Raw genomic sequence first — 24472 nt, 5'->3', positions numbered from 1 at the left:
AGCTGCACCGGCCGGTTTGACTGCCTATACGGCAGTCAAACTCTACCGCGCGGGTCTGGTTTAAAGATACAAGAGTCAAGAAGTTGACTTTTCCCACGCCAATATCATCCTGCACGGGGGGAAAGAAACGAAGGGCCTGGCTGTAGGGCTGCCGAAAGCTTTGACGGACTGCGAAATCACTTGCCCAACGCATACACTCTATGGCGAAGGATCAATCGATGAATTCGGATAACCCATCGCCATCACCACTACGCTCTCAAGCCGTTGCTCTGGGCGGACAGGCAGCGGTCCTGCTCTTCGAGCGCCTTCCTGATCGCCTGTTCAAACCGCTAGGCATGACCAACCGGTTCAGATACTGGATCCTGCTGTGTTATCTGCACCGGCGCCGTTTCGGTCCCGAAGCACCGTTGCCACCCAGTACCGGTTTTGCCACCCGAGAGATCGTGCGAGACATCGAAAGCGCCCTAGAGGAAATGGACGACTGGGAGGCCGAAGGCGATGAGGCGGAACCCCAGGCCACGCCCATCGGGATTCGTGCCAACGCCATTGTGAGCACCTTCGTCGATGCCGGCTGGTTGAAATACGAGCGCCACGGCATCGAGCGCCGCGTCATGATGGCGCCCACCGTCAATCACTTCCTCTCCCAGTTGGTGAGCTTCGCGGAGACCGGGCCCGTCTTCGTGGGCGGCAAGATTCGCTCAATCGAGCTCAACATTCAGCAAGTGATCAATGGTGGCGGCGGCGACTCGCTCATGGAGGCGGCCGATCAAACCCGTAGCCTCCTGGAGCATGTCCGAAACACCGGCACCAGTGTCCGCGATCTCATGGATGCCATGGGTGCCGACATCTCCACGGCCCAATACGTACGCCGTTTTTTTGGAGACTACATCGAGGAAGTGTTCGTCGGTGACTACCGCCAGTTGCGCACCAAGGATCATCCCCTTGCCCGCCGGACCATCATCCTGGGGATGATCGAAAGCCTCTACGACTCGGAAACAGACCGAACGCGGCTTCTCGGGTGGTACCAGGCCCAGCGCTGTGGCGGAGACACCGAGCGGGCCTTGCGTATGTTCGAGCGCGACATCAACAGACTGCGGGAATTGGCCCGGATCGATGAATACCTCGATCGCCTGGATGACGAGATCCGCCGCGCCAACCGCCGGGCCCTGGCTTTTCTGGGCTATCGCCTGCGCTCGGCCCATCCGGTCGATACTGCCATTGACGCCGCGATCAAGCGCGTCCTGGCTGCGGGCAGCGAAATCGGTGATGCACCATTGGCGGCCGGCCCCATGGTGGCCCCGGCGCTCCTGGCCGAGCCCAGGCGCTCCACTCAGCGTCGACAGGCCGACGGCCTGCGCAAGAGCGCGCCCAGTATCGAAGAACTCGCTCGAGCAAGGTTGCGTGAAACCGCCCGTAACGCGCGCATGGTCACTGCGCCCAGGCTTGCCTCCTTCGTCGCCGGCCATATCGACCCTGCCGGCGAACTACGCTCTACCGACATTGAAATCGAATCCATCGAGGACCTTCGTGCATTCCAGACGCTGAGCAGTCTGGCGTTGGCCATGAGTACGCGCTCGCGCCAACTGCGCCTCAATGCGCGCTCCATGGCGCGCGGATTCTCGACACAGATCACTTCGACCGGGGAGGAGCCAGGCTCGCACCTCAGCGGCGCCCCCTTCCTCGTATCAGTCCAATTCAAACGGAAAGAACCCGCCCAATGAATTCCTGGGAGTCCATTGCTGCCGGTACCAACGGCCAATACTTGCCCGACGACTTCGAGCAGGCCGCCTACAGGCTTTTGACCGAGCAGGTCATCTACCACGCCGACAAGCGCAGCCGCACCACCTACTGGCTGATCGAGCGCTATGAGCGCGACTTCAAGACCGCCCTTGGCCTGTTAGGCGTGGACGTCGAAGTGAATCGGCAACTGAGCTACGCCTGCGCCATCCCCCGGCACGAGCGGACGACGCCGGTATCGACCGGGCATACCCTGATGGCCCTTGTGCTGCGCCGGATCTATGACGATGCGGCGCGTGCCGGCGACATGAACGATCACGGCGAAGTGACCTGCGATTTCGTGGATCTGGAAGAGAAGTACCGGCTTATGACGGGGCGGGAGCTTCCCGGAAAGAGCGAAGTGGATGCAACGCTCAAGCAGTTGCGGCGCTGGGGCATCGCCCGACGCCTAGATGAGGACGAGATCTCCGATACCAACGGCATCGGTCAGAACGGGGTGGCCATTCGGCCCGGCATCGTGGAGGTCTTGGGACAAGCGGCCATTGACCGGATCGCCGCCTGGGCGGTCTCAGCCTCGACCGCAGGAGACATTGAACCCGTAGACACGGAGAACTCGGGCGAAAACGAAGGAGAAGAACATGCTGACGCTTGAGCGGACCCATCTTATTCAATTCTTTCTTTTCGAAGCGGAGACCATCCGTCTCGACGAGGTCTGCGGCGTCTTCGGGCCCAACGGCAGTGGCAAGAGCTCCTTCATCGACGGCGTGCAGATTGCCATGCTCGGTGGCAATTCCAAGCTTATGGCGCTGAATGCCCAAGCCGACGAGCGTCACACGACGCGTTCCATCCGCGGCTACTGTCTAGGCCAATACGGCGAAGGCCCGGATCAACGGGTCCGGGACCATGCCACCACGTACATCACCCTGGTGTGGCGTAACCGGAAAACCAACGAACCCATCTCCATGGGTGTGTGCCTGTATACCTCCGGTGACGGAGAGGGGCACGAGGTCCTGGGCCGGTATATCGCGCCCGGGGTAGATCTCAGCCTGACCGATCATCTGACCACTGAGGGCGGCAAAGACCGGCCGCGGGACTGGAAGACGTTCAGGACCGATCTCGTGCGCCGTTCGAAAGCGGGCTCCGACGGAGATATCCTGTTCCAGGACGCCTCACGCTACCTGCAGGCCGTGCTCTTACGTCTAAGTGGATCGGGTGGCAGACCTGACCGTGAGCTTTTCTCCCGGGCGTTCCGCTTTGGCCTCCGGATGCGCTTTGACAGATCCGTCGACCAGATCGTTCGCAACGAGATCCTGGAGGCGCGCCCCACCGAAATCAAGCGCTTCAAGGACACCATGGACTCCATGCGGGCCGTGCAGGAGATGGTTGCCCGCGTAAAGAAGCAGATCGCAGCCGGTGAGAAGGTTGCCGAGGCCTTTGCGACAGCAGACCGTCACGCCCGTCGGGAATCGGCTTGGGAAGCCATTCGCCTAGACGTATTTGCCGAAGAGAAAGGGGAACTCGCGAATCAGGCGATAGTTCGGCATCGGGAGGCAGACGACTCATGCTTAATCTGCAAGGAACAGAAGGACGCCTGCGAGAAAGCGTTTAGTGAAGCTGAATACGCCATGAAGGCAGCCGTCGAGCTGAGGGACGCCCATGCCGCCCACAAAGACTTGGACCAGTATCGCACGGAAGCAGAGAAGAAGCGTCAGGACGCTGGCCGATACGCGACCGAGCTGACTCAGTACCTCCGCGAGATCAATGCCATTACCGGCAATGCGGCCGAGGATGTGGATCTCAAACCCTTGAAGAGCGAGATGGAGGCGGTACGCCAAGCGTTGGCCGACTTCATCAACGCGCCGCACCGGGGCTTGAACGAGCAGCAGTTGACCACGACGGTCAAAGTCTCCATCAAAGTACTAAAGCGCGCCTGGACCGAGTTGACGCGCATCGGTCAAAACCTTCATGGTCAGATCGAGGCCATCAAGGGCGACGAAGCCGCCATTTCGGAAAACCTTGAGCGAGCCGGCCGTGGCCAGATCGAACTCTCCAAACCAGTGCTGGCCCTGAAGCAGCACTTGGCCGATCACGGCGTGGAATCCATTCCGGTATGTGACGTGGTTTGGGTCACGGACGCCCGCTGGCAGCCGGTCATCGAAGGCTTTCTGGGTCCGACCAACCTAGAGGCCCTGGTCGTGTCCGACAAAGAGGAGGAAGCTTTCCGGCTGTATCGCTCGCTGTCCGGAAGCAGCACCGTATATGGCGCCAAGCTCGTCCTGGCGAACCGGCTCAAGAAGCAAGAGGTGACGAAGGATTTCGTCGCGGCGCTGATCGAGGGTAGCCACCGGGCCGCCGTCGACTACATCCGTAGCCTCTTTGGCCGTATCCGCCAGGCAGAAACGGACGTGGAAGCGCTGGGGCATGAGCGCACGCTCACGCCGGATGGCATGCTGGTGGGAGGCGCCGCAGTGGATCGCATCAAGCCCGCACGGCAACTACGCTTGGGCGTCACCCCGGCGCAGCGGGTCCAAGCCCTGCAGATCGAGCTCGGACGGCTTCAGCTCGCGCGGGAACAACTTGAGCGACGCCAGGGCGCTGTCAACAGGCTGCACGCACTCATCAGCACCGTCCCAGCCGAGGATAAGGCCCTCGCCAAGATTTCCCTAATGCGCAAGAACTATCAGGACGCGCAGCGGGAAGTGCAGGCCTACGAGGACAAGATGCACAATCTGGATGATACTGGGTACGCGCTCCTTTGTACCCGTGTCTCCGACGCAGAAAAGCGTAAAGCCGAATGCAATAATGCGCTCATCGCAGCAGCGCAGGCTCTCGGCGGGGCCGAAAAGGCCGTCCAGACCGCTGCTGATCTCCTTAAGCTGGCTGAGAATATGGCGGCAAATGCGCGCAAGCACGCCCAAGAGTTCCGGAGCACTCATGAGGTGGACGAGGATTACGTCGCCACGGAATGGGACAAGCTTCTGAAAGAGACGGCGGGCGAGAATCAATATCCGCGCATGAACGCCATCGCCGAAAACCGTCGCCGCAACCAAGCGAGCGAGAAATCCACTGCAGCCACTCGAGGCAACAACGGGCTTAGTGACTTCCTGCGCGAATACCGTGACTCCATTGAGGACGTGGTCCGTAACGACTGGCGACGCGCCTGGGCCTGGATGCAGGCCCTTCTCGATCGGTTGATCGGCACCGAGCTCCACAACTATGAAGAGGAGGCAAACCAGGCGGTTGAGGCGGCCAAGGAGATTTTCAGGGCCGACGTCGCCATCACGCTGAGCGACAACCTGCGGGAGCTGGACAATACCTTCTCCCGCCTAAACTCCGTCCTGAAGAGCTGCCCGGTATTCTCAAATGGTGAGCGCTATCGCTTTCAGCGCAAGGTTCGCCCTGAATACGCAGACCTACTGAAATTCGTCAAGGATGTCGCATCCTTCGGACCCGAAGACGGCCTCTTCAGCTCCGCCGGCGAAGTCCCGCAGCAATTCCTCACCTTGCTGGAAGAGGCGACGGCAGTCGGTGCCGGCAGCCAGCGCACGCCCCTGGACGATTACCGCGAGTTCTTCGAATTCGACATTGAAATCCTGCGCGCCCCGTCGTCGGACGAGGAGTTCAAGGTCATTGGACGGCTGAGCAAGCGGATCGGTCCCGGCTCCGGCGGGGAACACCGGGCCCCGCTCTACGTGATCGCCGGCGCTGCCCTGGCTTCAGCTTATCGACTCAGCAAGGACCACACCGACGGAATCCGCCTGATTCTGCTGGACGAGGCCTTCAACAAGATGGACTCGATCAATATCACCGCCACGATGCGCTATTTCGAGGATCTGGGCCTTCAGGTGTTCATGGCCAGTCCCGGCGAGAACCTGGGTACGCTGACTGCCTTCCTGCATCGATACTACGACATCGTTCGAGATGCTGAGAACAACGCAGTGTGGATGTCGGGCCATGATGTGACCGAAGAAGCACGGCGACTGATGCGTTCGGACATGGTGGAATTCCACCCTGAGCTACTGCAGGAAGAGCTAGCCCGGACGCCGGGTCGGCAGGTCGCTTCGGTAGAGGTCTGAACATGAATCATCTGGCTATCGATCTTCTTACCAAGCTCTTACAGGACGGTGAGCGGCAGCAGGCAGGCAGGCGCTCCAGGGCGGCCGCCATCACTGGCAAGCGGCTCGAACCGTACCGAGGGCTGCGGAACCTGCGAGAGCGAGAAGAATTCGAGGCCTCCATGCGGGCGGCTTCCGACGCCGGCGCCGTCGCGCTCATCTACGACCGCGGCTTTCGAGACGAGCGCGACTTGGCCCGGGTCGAACTGAAGGATCTGAACGGCTTGGCTGCCTTTCTGGGAATGACGACCCGCGGTTCCGTGCTGGAAGAAGCTCGGAGGACTTTACAGCCGGTACTGGAACAGCATCCGGTGCTCGCCGAGGTGCTTATCAAGTGGTCGGAGCTCCGGTCGGTGAGGAACACCAAGCCTGAGCAGGCCGCCGAGTGGCGGGATGCGTGCGCCGTGGTCACACAAATGGCCTCCGATACCCGGGCATCAGAAGGCGAACTTCCGATCCGCGAGGTCAGCGCCCGACTGTTCAAGGACAGTAAGCGCATCGAGCGTCTAACCGCCGTCCTGGATGTGCTGTTGTCAGGCTCGATCGATGCGCCCCCGCGGCAGCCCTTCGATGTCTGGAAGGAACTGGGGCTCATACGGGAGGAACAACCGGTGCGTCTGGCCGGTGCCGTAAAGATACGACGGTCCCGGGTTTGCGCACTCCTCGATGCGCCCTACTCCGCCTTCCATGCTGGCTCGGTGCTAGCTGTCGATGACGTACCGCAGCACGTGCTCACTATCGAAAACCAAACCACGTTCCATACCGAAGCCGTCAAACATCAAAACGAAAACGTCCTGCTCATCTACACTGCCGGCATGCCCTCCCCCGCGTGGCGCGCCATGTACGAGCGGCTGATACGAAGCCTTCCCGAACCTGTTGCCCTGTATCACTGGGGTGATATCGACGAAGGTGGATTTCGGATTGCGGCCCAGATCGCGAGGATTGCGCACGAGGCCAAACGGACGCTGAAGCCATTTCGGATGGCCCCGGAAGACGTTCCGGAAGTCATGCGCAGACCTGCGACAAAACATACCCTTGAGCGCATTCGCACCTTTGCGACCGAAGCCGGATGGGAGGAGTTGGGGCAAGCCGTCGCCGAGGCCGGCTTCATTGTGGAGCAGGAAGCGCTAAACGACTAAAAGCCATGCAGTCATGTCACAGATCTTGGCGCCGATCAAGGGGGGCGATAGCGCGTACTCCTCAGATCGGAAAGTTGCGCTTCGGAATGATGGACTGCTGATTGGTGGCACCTAACCGACTCCTTGCGGACCGAGATGTTCAGCTTACCGCCAGTGACCATGAACGCTGATCTTCGTGAGCATGTACTGGATCAGATGCTCACATCGACCGGAATACGCATCACCACCAGTCACCACAACTGAAGTTGAGCTTCCCTGCCAAGGTTTCGGTATCGCTGATACGCTGCAAGGGCAACTCAATGCGCTCATCTCCATCTGCATTGACGGTCCGGGAACCGATGGCTCACTCGGTGGCCGCATAGATGCAGCGCAGTGAAGGTACCCGCAGTTGATACTTGCGAATGAGTGCTTCGTAACCAAGATAGAGATGAGTCATATAAGAAGCCCTGAAGTCGCATCACATCGTCTACTTACTTACACAATCATCTACCTACGTTTTGATTTTCTCAGAAACATCTACGCACTATAAATGCGGCTCTTCGTTTCCAGCCCGGATTTGCGAAGGCAGCGGCGGACAACCTATACGGACCGAACCCACTGCTGCGGCTTCAAACGACAAGACTTGAGCAACCGCGACAACTCCTGCAGTGACGACAACGCGCCAAGTAGTTCAGCCTCAACGCTCTCCGGCGACTTCCCCGACATGGCCTGTTGTTTGATGGCGCCACGTACAAGCTCGATAGCCTTGCAATACTCACCGCATTCGTCGCCGCGAAGAAATACACCTGGCCAGTCGCCGCCAAACTGCAGCGGTCCCGTGTGTGGACGGAAACTCAAGGGGATGTGTGTGATCTTCCTACGTGCCACGTTCTGCTCCATTACCAGTGAATTCGTATCATCAGTGGGGCATCCCCTCCCTGCCAAAGCGGGCTGTTTGCCCCACTGACTTCTCTCACGCAGGCCGAGTTGACGCCACTTGGAGCTCCGAACCCAAATGCGTCTCTGGCGGAAAGCTCAGCTTGATGGGTGGGACAGGACTTGGTCCGTTCAAAATCCATGAGTCCACCATATCAGCCCAAGCTTGGAGCATTGCTCTTCGCTGCTCGGCGTACTCAGCCTTGTTGTAAACGGCGCGCACTCCCCGTTGCTCGTGAGCCAGACATTTCTCGATCCAGTCAGTGTTGTACCCAGCTTCATGCAGCAACGTACTGGCGGTCCGACGGAGGTCATGCACCGTAAACGGCTCGAACTCTTCATCTCGACTGACGATCACCTCCGTACCGGCAACAATCAGACGATTCAGAGTCCCATGACTCATCGGGAAATCCGACTCGTAGCGCCCTGGATGGAGGTATGGGCTAGCGCCGTAGCAAGTCTTGAAGGCCACCAGAATGTCCAGGGCCTGCTGGCTGAGATAGACGTTGTGTGGTCGGCCAGCCTTCATCCGCTCCTTGGGAATCGTCCACACCGCCGTTTCGAAGTTGACCTCATCCCATTTGGCTTGCGTGAACTCGCTCTTTCGCACCATCGTCAGCAACATGAACTTGACTGCGAGGCGCAACGTGGCCGCCGAGGAGACCTCCTCAAGCGCATTGAAGAACTTATGGATCTCCTCGGGAGAAAGCGCCCGATCCCTGACTTTGAAGGTCGCAATGGCGCTTGGGCGAATCGCTTCCGCCGGGTTCTCGATCTTCAACCCTCTCGCCTGGATGAAGCGATAAATCTGAAGGACGATGTCCCGCGCCTGAACCGCCGGTGCAGGTGCACCACGCTCCCTGATTTTTTCGCATCTCGCCAGCAAGCGCGACGGCGTGATTTCTTCCAGCTTTAGACGGCCGAACTCCGTAGCGAGGTTGCGATCGTAGACGGCCCTACGCATCGCACGCGTCGACGCTGCCAGCTTGGCCTCGACAAAGTACTTCTCTGCCCACCTGCCGAAGGTCATCCCTTCGTTGGCCTCGATCCGCTTCTCCACCTTCGAGCGAGAGGGACTCTCACCTTGTTCGATGGCCCGTCGCGCCTGGAAGAGGAGCAGCCTCGCTTCGGCGAGCGTCATCAACATGCCGTATTCGAGGGCAGACGGCTCTCGCGGTTGCTTGGCCGCGAGAGCCGGATCGTACTGCCCGATCACGAGGGTCTCGCGACGACCGTTCAATCGATAGTCGTAACGAAAGCTGATATTCCCTGTACGCAGAACTGCCACGTACAGCCCCTGCTGGTCAGTGACCTTGTAGACCTTCTCGGCTGGCTTCAGCGCCCTTAACTGCTTGTCAGTAAGCATCTTTTCCTCCAGTTCGTACCGTCAGTTGGTACCGTCAGATCATTTGACGGTACCAACTGACGGTAGTTGAAGGACCGGTTCACCGATACCGTCACCTATACCGCCAAAGTCGGCGGGCTTGAGTGAGGCATTGTGAAACCGTATGAGATGCTAACCTGTTGTCAGGACTGAGTTTTCGGTAAAAACCGGAACGTCTTGGAACGCCCTGAAACGAGGAAAACTCACTCCCACTCGATCGTCGCCGGCGGCTTCCCGCTGATGTCATAAACCACCCGGTTGATCCCCCGCACTTCATTGATGATGCGGTTGCTGACCTTGCCCAGCAGGCTGTGCGGCAGTTCCGCCCAGTGCGCGGTCATGAAATCCTGGGTCTGCACGGCACGCAGCGCAACGACGTATTCGTAGGTGCGGCCGTCGCCCATGACGCCGACGCTCTTGACCGGCAGGAAGACGGCGAAGGCCTGGCTGGTCTTGTCGTACCAGTCGGCGGCGCGCAGTTCGTCGATGAAGATGGCGTCGGCGCGGCGCAGCAGGTCGGCGTATTCCTGCTTGACTTCGCCGAGGATGCGCACACCCAGGCCGGGGCCGGGGAAAGGATGGCGGTAGACCATGTCGTGCGGCAGGCCGAGGGCGACGCCGAGTTCACGAACTTCGTCCTTGAACAGCTCGCGCAGCGGTTCGAGCAGCTTGAGGCCGAGGGTTTCGGGCAGGCCGCCGACGTTGTGGTGGCTCTTGATGGTGTGCGCCTTCTTGTTCTTGGCGCCGCCGGATTCGATCACGTCGGGGTAGATGGTGCCTTGCGCCAGCCACTTGGCGTTCGGCAGTTTCTTCGCTTCGGCCTGGAAGACTTCGACGAACTCGCGGCCGATGATCTTGCGCTTCTGTTCGGGGTCGGTGACGCCCTTCAAGTGGCCCATGAACTGTTCGGTGGCATCGACGTGCACGACCTTGGCGTGCAGGCGGCCGGCGAACATTTCCATGACCAGCTTGCCTTCGTTGAGGCGCAGCAGGCCGTGGTCGACGAACACGCAGGTGAGCTGGTCGCCGATCGCGCGGTGGATCAGCGCCGCCGCCACGGAGGAATCGACGCCGCCCGACAGGCCGAGGATGACTTCTTCGTCGCCGACCTGTTCGCGGATTTTCTTCACCGCTTCGGCGATGTAGTCGGGCATGTTCCAGTCGTGGCCGCAGCCGCAGATGTCGTGCACGAAGCGGGCGATCATTTCCTTGCCCTTGATCGTGTGCGTGACTTCGGGGTGGAACTGCACGCCGTAGAAGCCGCGCGTTTCGTCCGCCATCGCCGCGATCGGGGTGGAATCGTTGCTGCCGATGAGCTTGAAGCCCGGCGGCAGCTCGGTGACCTTGTCGCCGTGGCTCATCCAGACGTCGAGCAGGCCGTGGCCTTCGTCGTTGGTCCGGTCCTCGATGCCTTCGAACAGCTTCGAATGGCCGCGCGCGCGCATTTCGGCATAACCGAACTCGCGATGGCTCGAACTCTCGACCTTGCCGCCGAGCTGGCTGGCCATGGTCTGCATGCCATAGCAGATGCCGAGCACCGGCACGCCGAGCTCGAACACCGCCTGCGGCGCGCGCCAGTCCTCGGCTTCGTACACCGAATTGGGACCGCCGGACAGGATCACGCCCTGGGCGCCGAAGTTGCGCACGAAGTCGTCCGACACGTCGAAGGGGTGAAGCTCACAGTACACCTGCTGCTCGCGCACGCGGCGGGCGATGAGCTGGGAGACCTGGGAGCCGAAGTCGAGGATGAGGATTTTCTGGTGGGCCATGGCGCGGAAAATGTCGAACGGCGGAAAAAGGAAAGGCGGCCTGTCAGCCGCCTGGGATACTGGAAACGGATCGATCAGCTGATCTGGTAGTTCGGCGCTTCCTTGGTGATCTGCACGTCGTGGACGTGGGATTCACGCATGCCGGCCGAACTGATCTGCACGAACTGGGCACGCTCGTGCATGGCCGGAATGTCGGCGCAACCGAGATAGCCCATCGAGGCGCGCAGGCCGCCGATCAACTGGTGGATGACCGCGGCGACCGAACCCTTGTAGGGCACGCGGCCTTCGATACCTTCGGGCACCAGCTTGTCGATGTTGCCGGAGTTCTCGTCCTGGAAGTAGCGGTCGGCCGCACCCTTCTCCATCGCGCCGAGCGAACCCATGCCGCGATAGGACTTGTACGAACGGCCCTGGAACAGCACCGTCTCGCCCGGCGCTTCTTCGGTGCCGGCGAACAGCCCGCCCAGCATCACGACGTTGGCGCCGGCGGCGATCGCCTTGGAGATGTCACCCGAGAAGCGGATGCCGCCGTCGGCGATCATCGGCACACCGGTGCCGGCAAGCGCGTTGGCGACGTTGTCGACCGCGGTGATCTGCGGCACGCCGACGCCGGCGACGATGCGGGTGGTGCAGATCGAGCCGGGGCCGATGCCGACCTTGACGCCGTCCGCGCCGGCATCGACCAGCGCCCGCGCGGCATCGGCGGTGGCGATGTTGCCGCCGACGACTTCGATGTGCGGGAAGGTCTTCTTGACCCAATTGACGCGGTCGAGCACGCCTTGCGAGTGGCCGTGGGCGGTATCGACGACGATCATGTCAACGCCGGCCTCGGCCAGGCGTTCGGCACGCTCCTCGGTGCCCGCACCGACGCCGATCGCCGCGGCCACGCGCAGGCGGCCGTGCTCATCCTTGGCCGCGAACGGGTGCTCGGTGGATTTCATCATGTCCTTGACCGTGATGAGACCGCACAGCTCGCTGGCGTCGTTCAGCACCAGCACCCGCTCGAGGCGGTGCACGCGCAGCAGTTCGCGCGCTTCCTCGAGGCTGGCACCTTCGCGCACGGTGACCAGACGGTCCTGCGGAGTCATGATTTCCGACACGAGCTGATCGAGATTGGTCTCGAAGCGCGTGTCGCGGTTGGTGACGATGCCGACGACCTTGCCGCCTTCGACAACGGGGACGCCGGAAAAACGATTCTGCCGCTGCAGCGCGACCACCTCGCCGACCGTCATCGTCGGCGGAATGGTGATCGGATCCTTCAGAATGCCGGACTCGTGGCGCTTGACCTTGTGCACTTCCGCCGCCTGCTCGGCCGGCGTGAGGTTCTTGTGCACGACGCCGATGCCGCCTTCCTGCGCCAGCGCGATGGCCAGGCGGCTTTCGGTGACGGTGTCCATGGCGGCGGACACGAGCGGGATATTGAGACGGATGCGCCGGGTGATCTGGCTCTGCAGACTCACATCGCGCGGGAGGACCGTGGAGTGGGCGGGAACGAGAAGGACGTCGTCGAACGTCAGCGCCTTCTGAATCACTCGCATGGCTTTTATCCTTTCGACCAAATCCGTATTATACAGACGCCCTTCACAGCATGTAAGCCGTGCTTTTCGGAGTTCCTGAATGATTCGTCCCGCAATTCTCCTTCTCGCACTGCTGACCGCGCTGCCCGCAGCCGCGGAAATCTACAGCTGGAAGGACAAGGACGGACGGACCCACTATTCGGACATCCCGCCACCCAGCGGTCCGGTCAAGACCTTGCGCGGCACCCCGCCCCCCGCCTCGGCCCCGCAGATCGAAGGCGAAGCCACCGATGACGCTGCGAACGAGGAAGCGGCGCAGCCGGAGGCTGAACAGCCGGTCGACCCGGACACCGCCTTCCGTCAACGCCGTGCGGAACAAGCCGAGGCTGAGGCCACGGCGGCACAGAATGCCGCCGACGAAGCTGAAAGACAGCGTTTCTGTACCGACGCGCGCAACCAGCTTACGGCGCTCGACTCCGGACAGCGGATCGCACGAATGAACTCGGCGGGCGAGCGCGAATTCGTCGACGACGCTGCGCGCGCGGCGGAATCGGAACGCCTGCGCCAACAGATCGAGCAGCACTGCAACTGAAGGAAGCGCCGGAGTTTCGGCGCCCGCGGCACACGGCATGGCGACGTCCAGCGTGTCGACGCCCGGCGTGTCGGCGCTCGACGACTCAAGCGCCTGAAGCTTCGGGCTTTTCTTCCGCCGGGCCGCCGCCTTTCTTCATCACCTTGCCCTCTGCCGCACGCTTCTTGCGCACCGCCTTGGGGTCGGCGATCAGGGGCCGGTAGATCTCGACCCGATCGCGGTCGCGCAGCACCGTGTCGGCCTTGGCGAGCTTGGCGAAGATGCCGAGCTTGTTGTGCCCGTCCAGGTCGATGTCGGGATACTTGCCCAGCAGCCCCGAAGCTTCCACCGCATCGCGCACGGTGGCGCCCTCTTCCAGCTTCAGCTCGATCAGTTCCTGCTGCCGCGGCAGCGCATAGACCACTTCGACGCGGATCGTCGCCATGCTCAGGCCCGCGGGTAGACCTGCGCCGCGCGCTTCACGAAGGAATCGACGAAGGTATTGGCGATGTGGTTGAAGACCGGCCCCAGCACCTTCTCCAGCAGCTTGCTGGAGAACTGGTAGCGCAGGCTGAATTCGACCTTGCACGCGGTGTCGCCGAGCGGCGTGAAGCGCCAGTGCCCGTCCAGATGGGTGAAAGGGCCGTCGGTCAGGCGCAGGTCCATTTCGGTCGGCCAGCGCTTGGTGTTTTCGGTGCTGAAATGCGCCTTGATGCCGTGGTAATTGATGTGCAGCGTCGCCGCGGTGACGGTGTCGGTGCGCTGATGGACGTCGGCGCCGCCGCACCAAGGCAGGAACTGCGGGTAGTCTTCGCACCGGTCGACGAGTTCGAACATCTGCGCGGGCGTGAATTCGATCAGAACGAGCTTCTTGACGTCGGCCATGAACAACCTGAGCGGTGCACGGTGCGAAACGGGTAGCGCCGTGCTGTTAAAATGCGCGATTCTACCGCATGCGGACCAGCCCGTTGGCCGCGCACCGCATCGGCGCGACGCCGCCGAAGGATCATCGAGCAATGAGCATCATCGAAAACCGCAAGGCCTTCCACGATTTCTTCATCGAAGAGAAGCACGAGGCCGGCATCGTCCTCGAAGGCTGGGAAGTCAAGGCGATCCGGGCCGGGCGGGCGAACATCAAGGAATCCTACGTCATCATCCGCAACGAGGAGATCTTCCTGTTCGGCATGCACATCGCGCCGCTCAGCACCGCGTCGAGCCATGTCCGCCACGACCCGGTGCGTACCCGCAAGCTGCTGCTGCACAAGAAGGAAATCGCCCGCCTGATCGGCAAGGTCGAACGCGCCGGCTTCACCCTGGTGCCGCTCGACCTGCACTACGTCAAGGGCCGCATCAAGCTCGAAATCGGCCTTGCCAAGGGCAAGAAGCTGCACGACAAGCGCGAGGACGAGAAGAAGAAGGACTGGGACCGCGAGAAGCAGCGCCTGATGCGCACGCAGATGTAGCAGATACAGGACGGGTAGAGCGAAGCGAAACCCATCGAGCGCAAGGGGCCGAATGCCGTTCGGTGATTTTCGCCTGCGGCTCTATCCACGTGGCCCGACCTGCGAGGCCTGACCCATCCCACCCCAGGAACGCCACGCCTCAGGAACTGCAGGACAGCATCGAACATCCCGCCTTGTGGCGCGCCCAGTCCGGCCGCCTCGCTGCAAAGGCTTCCCGCCCCGGCTGCTCGACGTACGGCCGGCGCAGCACATCGAGCAACTCCACGACACCGCTTGCATCACCCTGCTCGGCCCGGTCGATGGCCTGCTGCGCCAGGTAGTTGCGCGGCACGTAGAGCGGATTGACCGCATCCATACGCGCCTTGCGCAATTCCGCCGGCACGCCTTCCTCGCGCAGCCGCGCTGCGTAGCGTGCGAGCCAGGCCTGGAATGCCGCGGCCACCTCGTTCCGGCGGGCTTCTTCGTAGAACACCTCGCCGAACAGTTCATCAACGGGCACCGGATCGGGCTGCGCCACATCCAGTTCGGCCAGGCGGCGGAAGAAGAGCGTCATGTCCATCTCACCGGCCTGCAGGATGCGGTGGAGTTCGGCCACCAGCGCCCCATCCTCGCCTTCCTCCTCGCCCTCCCCTTCGCGCCAGGTCTCGAAGCCGAGCTTCTGCTGCGTCATGCGGCGGTTCTCCGCCTCGTGCACCTCGGCATACATCGCCAGCGCCCGTTCCAGCGGTTCGACCTGCTGGATCACCGGATACACCGCGTTCGCCAGTAGCCACAGATTCCATTGCGCGATGCGCGGCTGGTGGCCGAAACGATAGCGCCGCCCGCCGGCGTCGGTGGTGTTGGGCGTCCAGTCGGGGTCGAAGTTGTCGATCCAGCCGTAGGGACCGTAGTCGATCGTCAGCCCCAGGATGGACATGTTGTCGGTGTTCATCACGCCATGGACGAAACCGACCCGCATCCAGTGCGCCATCAGCACCGCCGTGCGTCGGCACACTTCCTCGAACCAGCGCACCCTGCGCTCCGAGGGATCGGGTTCGGCCGCGGACAGTTCGGGAAAATCGCGGTCGATGGTGAAATCGATCAATTGCCGCAGCAGTTCCTCCTCGCCGCGCGAGGCGAAGATCTCGAAATTGCCGAAGCGGATGAAGGACGGCGCCACCCGGCACACCACCGCACCCGGCTCCGGGCGCGGATGGCCGTCGTAGAACATGTCGCGCACCACTTGCTCGCCGGTCGCCACCAGGCAAAGCGCCCGCGTCGTCGGCACCCCCAGGTGGTGCATCGCTTCGCTGCAGATGAACTCGCGGATCGACGAGCGCAGCACCGCCCGCCCGTCCGCCCGGCGCGAATACGGCGTCGGCCCCGCCCCCTTCAGTTGCAGCTCCCAGCGCTGTCCCTGCGGGTTGATAGCCTCGCCCAGCGTGATCGCCCGCCCGTCGCCCAACTGCCCCGCCCAGTTGCCGAACTGATGCCCGCCGTAGCAGGCCGCATATGGCTCCATGCCCGGCAGCAAGGCATTGCCGCCGAACACTTCGGCAAAGCGGGGATCGAGCACGTCCGCCGTATCCAACCCGAGCAGTTCCGCCACCTCCGGTGCCCATGCCAGCAAGCGCGGCGCCCGCACCGGCGTCGGCGCCACCCGCGAGTAGCAGGCGCCATGCACCTGCCTCACGTGCCGCCCATCCACCGGGTCGCCCGGCAGTTCGCGCACGAAGCGATTGTCGAAACGAAGTTCTCGCATGAGACGCCTCACCTACGGTTTTCGATCATCGGGCCAGCATCAACGCTGGCCGGAGTGTGGGGTATTCATGGAGCGGGCGAGGACTGTCCGAGCCCGCAGGGCGAGTTCCGCAGCCCACGGAAGGAATACCTGCGATCCGGTCAAACGAGCACACCGGTTCACTATCGGTTGGACAGCCGCGCGAAATATCAGCTCCGCCGCGGATCGAACGCATCCCGCACCACGTCCGCAAACAGGTTCGCCGCCAGCACCAGCACGAACATGAACACGAACGCCGCCGCCAGCGACCACCACACCATCGGCTCGCGCGCCAGTTCGGCCCGCGCCAGGTTGATCATGGTGCCGAAACTGATCGTCGTCGGATCGACGCCGATACCCACATAGGACAGCACCGCCTCCGCCAGCACCAGCCCGGAAAAATCCATGACCAGCGAAATCAGCACGATGTGCATCACGTTCGGCAGGATGTGGCGGCGCAGGATCGCCGGCGTACCGACGCCGAAAGCCCTTGCTGCCTGCACGTACTCCAGCTCGCGCAGCTTCAGCGTCTCGCCGCGCAGCAGACGCGCCAGCCCGGTCCAGCTCGTGATGCCGAGGATGAAGCACAGCGCCAACAGGCGCGCATCCGAACGCTCGGCCGCGGTGTCGAACCACTGCGGATGGGTGTCGATGACCACCTGCATCATCAGCACCGCCGCTGCGATCAGCAGCACGCCGGGAATCGCGTTCAGCACGGTATACACATACTGCACCGCGTCATCCACCCAGCCGCCGAGATAGCCTGCGGCAATGCCCAGCGCCACCGCGAACGGCATCATCACCAGCGTCGTGATGGTGCCGATCACCAGCGCCGTGCGCACGCTCTTCAGCGACAGGTAAAGCACGTCCTGGCCGACCTTGTCGGTGCCCAGCACGTGGTACAGCGGCGCCAGTTCGAGGCACACACCGACGATCAGCAGGATGATCGCCAGCGTCACCAGCGCCGCCCGCCAGGCCAATACGGTGTGGCCGGTCAGCATCGCCAGCGCCACCTGCCCCCAGCCCAGGCCGCTGCCCTGCCACACGATGGTGGCGAGCACGACGAAGCACAGCAGCCACGCCACCGCCGCCAGCCCGGCGCCGCTGGCGACGCGCGCCGCGACGTCGGCGGCGCGTTCGCCCTCCGGCTCCTGCAGGTGGGCTGCGCCATGCACCAGGCGCGGATAGTCGCGCACCTGGCGGCCGTCCGGCAATTCCATCGCCTCGCGCTGGTAGAGCTGCCAGGCGAAAGGCGCGGAATAAGTTTTCTCGGTCTGCGCGCGCAAGGGCTCCAGCAAAGCATCCAGTACCGACAACACTTCGGTGGAATACACCGGCCCAGGCTGCCCGCCTGCGGCAGATTCGGCTCCCGTCGCTGCTTCGGCATCGACTGCGGCCTCGGCGCCGTTCTCGGTCTCGGCCCCTGCAGCCGATGCCTCGGCCTGCGCCGCCGGCAGCAGCGGCCGGTAGTGCAGGCTGTCGAGCAGACCGACCAAGACGAAGGCCAGCAGCACCGCCGCCGCCGCCATGCCGGTCGGGCGCTTGCCGACCTTGCGCCAGGCCGCGCGCAGCGGCTCGTTGCCGCGCACATGGACGATCGCGAGCAGCGCCACCGCCAGCAGCACGAACAGCAGCAGGTCGGTCCATAGCAATACGGGCTGGAAGCTCATCGGCGCACTCATTCCAGCCTCACCCGCGGATCGACCAGCGTGTAGGAGATGTCGGTCAGGATCAGGCCGATGATGTAGAGCACCGAGCCGATGAACACCATCGCCCTGACCACGGCGAAGTCCTGCGCATTGATCGCGTCGATGGTGTAGCTGCCGAGGCCGGGAATGGCGAAGAAGGATTCCACCAGCAGGCTGCCCATGAACAGCAGCGGAATCACCACCACCACGCCGGTCAGGATCGGGATCAGCGCGTTGCGCAGCACGTGGCGGAACAACACCGCCAATTCGGACAAGCCCTTGGCACGCGCGGTGCGCACGTAGTCCTTGGAGATCTCCTCGAGGAAGATCGTCCGGTACCAGCGCACCGAGGAGCCGATGCCGGCCAGCACGCTGATCAGCACCGGCAGCATCAGGAAGCGCGTCGCGTCCAGCCCCGGCGCGTAGCCCGAGATCGGCACCAGCGCCCACAGCTTGGACACCAGCCACTGGCCGCCGATGATGTAGAACAGGCTGGAGATCGACATCATCGCCACGCAGATCACCACGCCCCAGAAATCCAGGTAGGTGGCGCGGAAGAACACCAGCAGCAGCGCCAGGCTGATCGACGCGAACAAACTCAGCACGAAAGTCGGCAGCGCGATCGCCAGCGACGGCCCCATGCGGTCGCGGATCTCCTGGCCGATGTCGCGGCCGTCGTCGGCGCGACCGAACTCGAGCGCGAACATCCGCAGCGACTTGTCGAAGAAGATCGTATCGGTGAAGCGCGCGCTGCCTTCCGCATCGGCATTGACGAACATCGGCTTGTCGTACCCGCGGTCGGCCTTCCAGCGCTCGATCGCCTCCGGCGTGGCGCGCTTGACGCCGATGTGCATGCGCGCCATGTCGTCCGGCGAGTTGACGACGAAGAACAGCACGAAGGTCAGCAGATTGACGCCGATCAGGATCGGGATCGCATACAGCACGCGGCGGACGAGATAGGCCAGCATCAGTGCCTCTCCCCCGCCTCGTCCGGCACCGCGGTGGCGACCTCGCGCCGGCGCCAGTGCAGCACCGCTGGCGAGACCATCGCAAGCAGCAGCAGCGCCGCCAGCACCAGCGGCCACAGCACCGGCTCGTTCCATTCCGCCCGGGCGGCGGCACGGCGCTCGACCTCGAGCCGCAGGTACTTGATGTTGTTGCGCACCATCGCGCCGGTCTTGCGGTTGTTCACCCAGCCATGCTGCAGCGAATAGGTCTTGGGATGGAAGGCGAACACCCAGGGCGCGTCGTGCTGCAGCATCGCCACCATGCGGTCGATCACCTGCTGCCGCGCAGGGCCGTCGGGCATCGCCTTCATGCGCTCGAACAAGGCATCGTATTCCGGGTTCTCGTAGTTCGCCGCGTTCTGGCCGCTGAACCTCACCTTGCCCTGCGGACCATGCAGCAGGAACAACAGGTTCTCCGGGTCGGGGTAGTCGGCATTCCAGCCGAAGAAGAAGAGTTGGGCGTTGCCCTGCCGGATCTTGTCCTGGAAGCGGTTCCAGTCGGTCGGGCGGACGACGAACTGCACGCCGAGCGAGCGGAACTTCTTGGCCAGCCAGTCCGAGCGCGTCTTGTCGCCCAGGCCGCCCGGCGTGGTGTCGAGGTTGACGATCAGCGGTTCGCCGGTGCGCGCATTGCGGCCGTTCGGCCAGCCCGCTTCGGCCAGCAGGCGGCGGGCTTCGTCCAGGCTACGCCGCACCGGCCTGCCGTTCTCGTCGTCACCCTGCCATTCATAAACGACCGGGTTGATGCCTTCGCGGCCTTCGCGCGCACCGAAGATGCCGGGCGGAATCGGACTCATGCCCGGCAGGCCGCGGCCGTTGAGGAAGATCGAGACGAACTCCTCCATGTCGAGCGCGATCGAGATCGCCTGCCGCAGCTTGCGCGCCTGCTCGCGGCTTTCCCGCGATCCAGCGCCTTTCTCCTTTGAGCCACCTGAGCCGGCCGCACCGACCAAGGGATCGAGCATGTTGAAGCCGAGGTAGAAAATCGACGGCGCCACCGAGGTCAGCAGCCGGATGCCCCTCTCTTCCATTTCATCGGACAGCGCCACGTCGCCCTGGCTGGTCATCGTCACCGCCTGGTCGAAGTTGTCGGACGACACCCCCGAAGCATCGTAATAGCCCTGCAGGAACTTGTTCCAGTACGGAATGCCTTCGCGTTCGCGCGAGAACACCACGCGGTCGATGAAAGGCATGGTCTTGCCGCAGTCGGCCAGCAGTCCCGCCTCTTCATCATCCGGCTCGCCTTCGCAGGGATAAGGCTCGCCGCGGAAATTCGGGTTGCGCGCCAGCACCATGCGCGCGTTCGGGTTGTTCTCGACCAGCATGTAGGGGCCGGTGCCGACCGGCCACCAATCCAGCGTCAGGTTGCGCTCGGCCATGCCGGGCTGGGCGAAGAAACGGTCGACTTCGGGCGGCACCGGGCTGAAGAAAGGCATCGACAGCCAGTACATGAATTGCGGATAAGCACCCTGCAGCGTGATGCGGTAAGTATGGGGATCCACCACCTCGACGCCCGGCAGCTCGAAACGCTCCAGATCCAGCGCACCGCCACCCTGCTCCGCCGCGGCTTTCTGTGCAGCCACCAGTTGCCCATGCAGCGTTTTCAGGCCGGGGATGTACTCGGCCATCAGTTCGAAGATCGGCGAATGCAGGCTCGGATGGGCGAGCCGCTTGATCTGGTGCACATAGTCCGCCGCCAGCAGTTCGCGCGTGCCGGTTTCCGCAAAGTCCCCCAGGCCCCGGACACCATGCAGATCGTCCGCCGTCAGGCCGAGATAGCGCGGCGAACCGTCTTCGTTCACAGCAAATGCCGGATGCGGCTGGTAGAGGATGCCCTCCTTGATGCGGATCTCGACCACCGTCTTCGCCACGTTCGCCGCATCCGCCGTGGCCGGCAGTTCCCGGCCGTTGCGGTCGTAGCGCCGCACCCCGGGCATCTCCGCGGCAGTGGCAGGTTCCAGCACATACGGGCGCTTCAGATAGTGGTACTGCAGCGGCGGTTCGACGATCTGGTACAGGAAGGCGGCCTCGTCCTCGCTGTAGGACTGCACCGGATCGAGATGCTTGGGACGCTCGGTGAAGGCCGTGTAGAAGATGTTCTCGCCGCGCTCAACGCTCGGATACGGATCGTTCAGCCCCGCCGAACAGCCCAGCATCACCAGCGCGCAAGCTGCCGCCGCACTCCGTGCGAAGGCACGGCGGAACAGACCGGGCGGACGGCACAAGAGCGACGATACGGAAGGAGCCGGAAGACGGGGCACAGGCAGACGGAGGAATCAGGACAGCCGCGATTCTGGCAGGTTTTGCCGGCCATCGCAGCGCGCCAGCATGCCTGCTGCCCCTTCAGCATCCATCCCGCGCCACGCAGGCAGCAGAACCGGGCCATCTCACCGATCGATCTTGACGGGGATATGGTCGGCTACTAGGTTCAAGCAACGGTAGCCAACGGATCCCGACAATGTACTTGCCGCAAGACGATGCAGTGTGGACGAAGCTCAACCGGAAGATGGCCGAGCATGCGATCGGAACGCTGAATGATCATCTGGACTCGACTCGCGGCCTCAAGGCTGCTCTGGTGAGTTCCCCTCATGGCGTCAGGGCTACGCTGGCGCGCGTCACGGGCACCAAGCCGCCGGCGCAGGCCGAGCACTCTGCATTATCGGTCGAGGGTGTCGATACGCGGCCGCTGCCCTTCTATGGCGAGGACTGGCTGCTCTACCGTTTTGCCTGCGTCATCGAAGACGATCCGGATCTGGCGGGCTACGAACGGCTTGCGCATCTGTTCGCAGTGCGCGCGCCCATCGATGCGTTTGAAGATTCGGCCCCCTGGACGCTGCTCGACTGGACCTCGTCGCCGTTGCACCAGCTCAACGTACAGGCCGGGCTCGACTTATCTCGACTCGACCCAGAGCACGTGCGTGAGTACTTGGTATTTTTCTGCAGTTTTCTCGGTGGCGAAGAGGATGTGGACTACACCCTCACCCCCTTCCTGATCCCCGGTTCCAGCAAGGATTTCGACTGGGAAAGCGCACTTGTGCCGCTCGAGGAACGGGCGGAGATGCGGCATTTGACCATGTTCGAGCCGGTTGCCGGTGTCGAGGAAGCCGATGTGTTCGATCTCCCGCCCGTTGATGCGGGAACCGAAACCAAGGCATACGTCGAAGTAAGGAAGAAACGAGCGGATAACCGAGCAAGTCTAGATTTGCTCCCTGGTGTGATCGCGAAGCTCTTTGACGAGATGAGCGGCCGTAACCCACCCAGGCCGGAAGTCCCTGCGGTGGCAGGGGAAAGCGGCGAAACCGGTGACGAGAATGCGGTGCGGGAAATCCCAGCGCTCTGCTTCAAAGGCGTGCTCGTCTGGTATCGCAATACCCTGTTTCATGCCGATTTCTCGGTCAATGGAGACGGCGCAATCCAGATGGATGAAGATACGCCGATTGCCGGGGTCGACACGTTGCCCTTACCTCAGCTGGACGTCAAACAGGCTCGCCCACCCGTGCCGCTGCTGTGTCGGCGAAAGAAGCGCGAGGAGATTGCCGCCGAGGAATTGCTGGCCCGTATCAGGCAATTCCTTGCCGTCAGCGACGGGCCCAGGCCGCCGATCAGACTGCGCGGCTTGCGGGTAAGCGGTGACGTGACCGATAAGAGTGTCTTTGCTGGTACGGTCCGGCTGGAGGACATCGAATTCACAGGCAACGTGGTATTTGACGACACGGTCTTCGAGGGCTCACTGGAACTGCTCGGCTGCCGATTTCTGGAAAGGTTCAGCGCTCGCAATGCGACGGTGAAGGGTGCGTTGCGTCTCGACCGCTCATATGTCCATGGGGCCATCGACGACGCATCGGGCAGCAGCGCGGAAAAGCAACGCCGGGTCAAGCCGACTCTCGATCTGCGCGGGCTCGAGGCAAAAGGGGGGGTCTTTGCCGACCATCTGACCGTATTCGGTCGCATTCGCGCGCAATGGGCGCGAATTGGCGGTGTGATGCGCGCCCGAGGCCTGCAGGTATATCGCCGCGGCAATGACGCCGACGACGAGCGCGCAATCGATTTGTCGCACATGACAGTTGACGGGCCGCTCGACCTGATCGGCAATACCTCGCGCAGCACATTCGGTGAAGCCGTCAAGGCCAGACGGACGTTCATCGGTGGAGCGCTGGTAATGCACGGCCTGCGCGTTCGCCAGGCCGATCTCCGCGGCGTGCGTATTTACGGCTATCTCGATCTCGAATCGTGCGAGATATCCGGCTCCGTGAATCTCGGTGTGCTCGACTTCGACGACGGTGAACGCGGCTGGCGGGCCCGGATCGAGACCGAGCTGGATCTCTCTCGCAGCCGGGCGGGCCAGCTCGAGCTCAGCGGCTGCTTCGTCGGCGGGCCGCTCACACTGGTCGGACTACGGCTCGAAGACTCGCTGTTTGCGCGCCTGCACGACCGCTTTCGCACCCGGATCGGCGCCGCCGCCGTGCTTTCCGGCGCCTCGGTACGCGGCGACATCGACTGCGCAGGCGCAGAGATCACCGGACTCGTCGAGTTCATCACCGGATACTGCGGTCGTCTGAGGCTCTGTGCATCGCCCTGGCTTGCTCAAGAGAAAAAGCCGATGATCTGCGGGACATCCGCCGGCGGCGTATTGCTAATGGATCTGCAGGTCGGCGCAGGTATCGATCTCACGGGTCTGCGTACCGTCGCTCCCGGCGGCAACAGCTTCGGTAGAGCAGCTTATGTCGAGGGCGGTTTCGTCGCTCTCGGTACGAGCCTGGGGGGCGGCCTGCGGTTCTGGCGCGAGGACGCCGAAGCGCATTTCCGCTCGCAGTTTGCAGAACGCGGCTTAAATCCGAATGACGATGCAGCCAAGGAGGCCATCGAGAAGACCATCGCGGAAATAAAAGCCCGGGTCGGAGGCAAGCTCGATTTGCGCGGCATCCGCACCGCAGGTTCCATCAACCTCGGGTGCTGCGAGATCGACGACTCAGTCTGTCTCGATAATGCCCGGATCGGCGGCAATCTCCGCGCCAGTGACGGCAATGCGATCATCAAATGCGCGAAAGACTTCACTGCCGACCTCGCCCGCATCGAAGGCGATGTCGATCTGCGCAGGCTGGAAGTACGCGGTAAGCTCAGCGCCCGCGATACCCGGGTGGACGGCAACGTCCTGCTCGCTGATGCCACCGACATAGAGCGACAACCGAGGCATGCGCGTGTCGAAGGCGTGATCGATCTTGCCGGTCTGCATGCCGGTGCCAGCCTGGTCATCAGCGGAGACAATCTCGCCGACAATGCTGCGCAGAAGGGGAAGCCTTGCATCGATCTTTCCCGCAGCCGGATCGGTCAACTGAGTAACCGTCTTAGAAGTCAAGCATCGTGAAGCGATTTGTCCCAATGTTTGCCTGTGCGGACCATGGCGTTGA

At 62.8% G+C, this 24472-nt stretch carries 16 protein-coding genes; 7 read left to right on the top strand and 9 right to left on the bottom strand.

The genetic code is table 11. The annotated features are described in order from the left end of the window. Positions 1-218: 218 nt before the first annotated feature. From NX068_RS20710 to NX068_RS20695, 4 genes are read left to right on the top strand one after another with little or no spacing between them, the layout of a single operon-like run. Positions 219-1721 carry a Wadjet anti-phage system protein JetA family protein gene (locus NX068_RS20710; RefSeq protein ID WP_263463131.1) on the top strand — a complete coding sequence of 501 codons (1503 nt, stop codon included), beginning with the start codon at positions 219-221 and terminating at the stop codon, positions 1719-1721. Then, positions 1718-2389 (top strand): DUF4194 domain-containing protein, encoded by a 672-nt coding sequence (locus NX068_RS20705; RefSeq protein WP_263463130.1) that lies wholly within the window; start codon positions 1718-1720, stop codon positions 2387-2389. The genes NX068_RS20710 and NX068_RS20705 overlap by 4 nt, the downstream gene beginning before the upstream one ends. Further along, the gene (locus NX068_RS20700; protein WP_263463128.1) at positions 2376-5813 is read left to right on the top strand and encodes an SbcC/MukB-like Walker B domain-containing protein; all 3438 of its coding nucleotides are present in this window, start codon (positions 2376-2378) and stop codon (positions 5811-5813) included. Before NX068_RS20705 ends, NX068_RS20700 begins: the two co-directional genes overlap by 14 nt. A gap of 2 nt (positions 5814-5815) precedes the next feature. Then, the gene (locus NX068_RS20695; protein WP_263463127.1) at positions 5816-6991 is read left to right on the top strand and encodes a Wadjet anti-phage system protein JetD domain-containing protein; all 1176 of its coding nucleotides are present in this window, start codon (positions 5816-5818) and stop codon (positions 6989-6991) included. Positions 6992-7943: 952 nt separating this feature from the next. Here NX068_RS20695 and NX068_RS20690 read toward each other — a convergent pair. From NX068_RS20690 to guaB, 3 genes are all read right to left on the bottom strand, one after another. Beyond that, positions 7944-9272: a tyrosine-type recombinase/integrase gene (locus NX068_RS20690; RefSeq protein ID WP_263463126.1), complete on the bottom strand. Its 1329-nt coding sequence runs from the start codon at positions 9270-9272 to the stop codon at positions 7944-7946. A 221-nt stretch (positions 9273-9493) separates the two neighbouring features. Beyond that, positions 9494-11059 (bottom strand): glutamine-hydrolyzing GMP synthase, encoded by a 1566-nt coding sequence (gene guaA, locus NX068_RS20685; protein WP_263463125.1) that lies wholly within the window; start codon positions 11057-11059, stop codon positions 9494-9496. 74 nt (positions 11060-11133) lie between these two features. Next, positions 11134-12597: an IMP dehydrogenase gene (gene guaB / locus NX068_RS20680; protein WP_263463124.1), complete on the bottom strand. Its 1464-nt coding sequence runs from the start codon at positions 12595-12597 to the stop codon at positions 11134-11136. Between the two features lie 79 nt (positions 12598-12676). On the opposite strand from guaB, the gene NX068_RS20675 reads away from it, so the two are divergent. Next, positions 12677-13168 (top strand): DUF4124 domain-containing protein, encoded by a 492-nt coding sequence (locus tag NX068_RS20675; protein WP_263463123.1) that lies wholly within the window; start codon positions 12677-12679, stop codon positions 13166-13168. An 85-nt stretch (positions 13169-13253) separates the two neighbouring features. Here NX068_RS20675 and NX068_RS20670 read toward each other — a convergent pair whose 3' ends face one another. Both NX068_RS20670 and NX068_RS20665 read right to left on the bottom strand, forming a co-directional pair. After that, positions 13254-13592 (bottom strand): RnfH family protein, encoded by a 339-nt coding sequence (locus NX068_RS20670; RefSeq protein WP_263463122.1) that lies wholly within the window; start codon positions 13590-13592, stop codon positions 13254-13256. Positions 13593-13594: 2 nt separating this feature from the next. Further along, a complete protein-coding gene (locus NX068_RS20665) occupies positions 13595-14032 on the bottom strand; it encodes a type II toxin-antitoxin system RatA family toxin (RefSeq protein WP_263463121.1) in 438 nt (145 codons plus the stop codon). A 68-nt stretch (positions 14033-14100) separates the two neighbouring features. Between NX068_RS20665 and smpB the strand changes: the two genes are divergently transcribed. Beyond that, on the top strand, positions 14101-14610 hold the full coding sequence (gene smpB / locus NX068_RS20660; protein WP_263463120.1) for an SsrA-binding protein SmpB: 510 nt from the start codon (positions 14101-14103) through the stop codon (positions 14608-14610). Positions 14611-14749: 139 nt separating this feature from the next. Here the strand turns inward: smpB and NX068_RS20655 are convergent, their stop codons facing one another. From NX068_RS20655 to NX068_RS20640, 4 genes are all read right to left on the bottom strand, one after another. Next, positions 14750-16351 carry a protein adenylyltransferase SelO gene (locus tag NX068_RS20655; RefSeq protein ID WP_263463119.1) on the bottom strand — a complete coding sequence of 534 codons (1602 nt, stop codon included), beginning with the start codon at positions 16349-16351 and terminating at the stop codon, positions 14750-14752. 188 nt (positions 16352-16539) lie between these two features. Next, entirely contained in the window at positions 16540-18039 is a 1500-nt protein-coding gene (locus NX068_RS20650; protein ID WP_263463118.1) for an ABC transporter permease, read from the bottom strand. An 8-nt stretch (positions 18040-18047) separates the two neighbouring features. Further along, entirely contained in the window at positions 18048-19025 is a 978-nt protein-coding gene (locus tag NX068_RS20645) for an ABC transporter permease (protein ID WP_068635471.1), read from the bottom strand. Then, the gene (locus NX068_RS20640) at positions 19025-21220 is read right to left on the bottom strand and encodes an ABC transporter substrate-binding protein (protein WP_263463132.1); all 2196 of its coding nucleotides are present in this window, start codon (positions 21218-21220) and stop codon (positions 19025-19027) included. The genes NX068_RS20645 and NX068_RS20640 overlap by 1 nt, the downstream gene beginning before the upstream one ends. Before the next feature lie 302 nt (positions 21221-21522). Here NX068_RS20640 and NX068_RS20635 point away from each other — a divergent pair, with 302 nt between their 5' ends. Then, positions 21523-24429 (top strand): pentapeptide repeat-containing protein, encoded by a 2907-nt coding sequence (locus tag NX068_RS20635; protein ID WP_263463116.1) that lies wholly within the window; start codon positions 21523-21525, stop codon positions 24427-24429. The last annotated feature ends 43 nt before the right edge of the window (positions 24430-24472 follow it).

Source organism: Thauera carbonicopians (assembly GCF_025699485.1).
Taxonomy (GTDB): domain Bacteria; phylum Pseudomonadota; class Gammaproteobacteria; order Burkholderiales; family Rhodocyclaceae; genus Thauera.
The sequence above is the reverse complement of the archived record's forward strand: the minus strand, read 5'-3'. Positions and strand labels throughout refer to the sequence as shown.